Origin of the sequence: Aeromonas sp. ASNIH8 (genome assembly GCF_002919855.1) — a bacterium.
GTDB classification, from domain to species: Bacteria; Pseudomonadota; Gammaproteobacteria; order Enterobacterales; family Aeromonadaceae; genus Aeromonas; species Aeromonas caviae.
In genome coordinates, this window is sequence record NZ_PQLN01000203.1 from 1 (window position 1) to 1812 (window position 1812).

The following is a 1812-nucleotide window of genomic DNA, read 5'->3' on the forward strand; positions in this document are numbered from 1 at the left end:
CGGCCGGTGACATCGGGGTGGGCGGGCGCGAGGTGAGCTACATGGCGGGCATGATGAAGAAGCTCACCAACAGCGCCGAGTGCGTCTTCACCGGCAAGGGACTCTCCTTTGGCGGCAGCCTCATTCGTCCGGAAGCCACCGGCTACGGCCTGCTCTACTTTGTCGACGCCATGCTGGCCCATCGCGGCCAGTCCCTCGATGGCCTGCGGGTCTCGGTGTCGGGCTCGGGCAACGTGGCCCAATACGCCATCGAGAAGGCGATGGCCCTCGGCGCCCGCGTCATCACCGCCTCCGACTCCGGCGGCACCGTCTATGATCCGGACGGCTTCACCCCCGAGAAGCTGGCCCGTCTGATGGCGCTTAAAAACGAGCAGCGCAAGCGGGTCGCCGATTACGCCCATGAGCTCGGGCTCGAGTTCTTCAGCGGCCGTACCCCCTGGCACCTGGCGACCGACGTCGCCCTCCCCTGCGCCACCCAGAACGAGCTGGATGCCGAAGATGCGGTGCAGCTTATTGCCAACGGCGTGCAGTTGGTGGCCGAGGGGGCCAACATGCCCTCCAGCGCCGCCGCCATCCGTCTCTTCCACGAAGCAAAGGTGCTGTTCGCCCCGGGCAAGGCGGCCAACGCCGGCGGGGTTGCCACCTCGGGCCTCGAAATGAGCCAGAATGCCCAGCGCCTCTCCTGGACCCGGGAGGAGGTGGACGCCCGCCTCAAGGGGATCATGACCAGTATCCATGCCACCTGTGTCCGTTACGGTCAGGATGATGGTCATGTGAACTACGAAAGCGGCGCCAATATTGCCGGCTTCGTCAAGGTCGCCGACGCCATGCTGGCGCAAGGGGTCTGCTGAGCGCCCTGGCCCGGGGCTTCCCCCTCAACACAACGGCAGCCCTCGGGCTGCCGTTGTGTTTTGTGCCTGGCGCGACTTCACACTCGCTTCACCCAGGCATGAAAGTCTCCCATCCGTTCCATCTCGCTGACGAGGATGACAAGATGACGATGAAAATAGGTGCCCTGCTGATCCTGGCCGGGCTCGGCTGCTTTGTGGCCTTCAACCTGCTGGGCTCCACCCTCGATGCCCAGGGCTTCCTGCACGAGCCCTTTGCCCTGCTGCCCCTGGGCTATCTGCTGCTCTTCACCGGCATGGTGCTCACCGTGATCCCTCTGCTGCGCAAGGGGCGCACCAGGGAGCAATGACACAAATCGCAAGGTGCCAAGAGCTCAGCAATAGCGGCTGATCTCGATGAGGTTCTAATCCGGGTCCAGGCAATAGACCGATTCGTTGACATCCTCCCCCACCTTAGCGCTTCGCGTCACAGGAGGGGGATTCCCATTACTGGGTGATAGCTGCTCGCGCAGTACCGGGTTCCTGCTTCATCGGGCGGCCTGATTGCACCACGCCTCCACAGGCTAAAACGGCGTGTCCCGCCGCTAAAATATTGCGAGCGCCGTTCACATCGGCGTTCGCCTCATAACCACACGCAGCGCATTTAAACTGGCTTTGCGTCTGGCGGTTATCCTTCGCAGTATGCCCACAACAGGCGCACTGCTGGCTCGTGTAGGCCGGGTTTATCGCCAACACCTGACCGCCTCGCCATGCCTGCTTATATTCGAGCTGGCGGCGCAGCTCAAACCAGCCCTGATCTAATATCGAACGATTCAGCCCTGATTTTGCCCGGACGTTGCGCCCCGGCTGGCTGGTCGTGCCCGCTGCTGATTTTGACATGCTGGCAACCTTCAAATCCTCAATGACGATCATCGCGTGGTTTTTGCTGATAGTCGTTGTGACCTTGTGAAGGTAATCGCGGCGG

Annotated in this window: 2 protein-coding genes and 1 pseudogene; 2 read left to right on the forward strand and 1 reads right to left on the reverse strand. The window is 62.4% G+C overall.

Features of this window, described 5'->3' with window-relative positions; translation table 11 throughout:
- Window positions 1-851 (forward strand): annotated as a pseudogene (locus C3418_RS23400) (glutamate dehydrogenase); the annotation flags it as partial.
- 143 nt (window positions 852-994) lie between these two features.
- Window positions 995-1198, forward strand: a complete 204-nt coding sequence (locus C3418_RS23405; RefSeq protein WP_043156523.1) for a DUF3955 domain-containing protein — start codon at window positions 995-997, stop codon at window positions 1196-1198.
- 136 nt (window positions 1199-1334) lie between these two features.
- Here the strand turns inward: C3418_RS23405 and C3418_RS23410 are convergent.
- The coding region (locus tag C3418_RS23410; protein ID WP_146054136.1) for an RNA-guided endonuclease TnpB family protein at window positions 1335-1812 on the reverse strand (478 nt) is incomplete at its 5' end.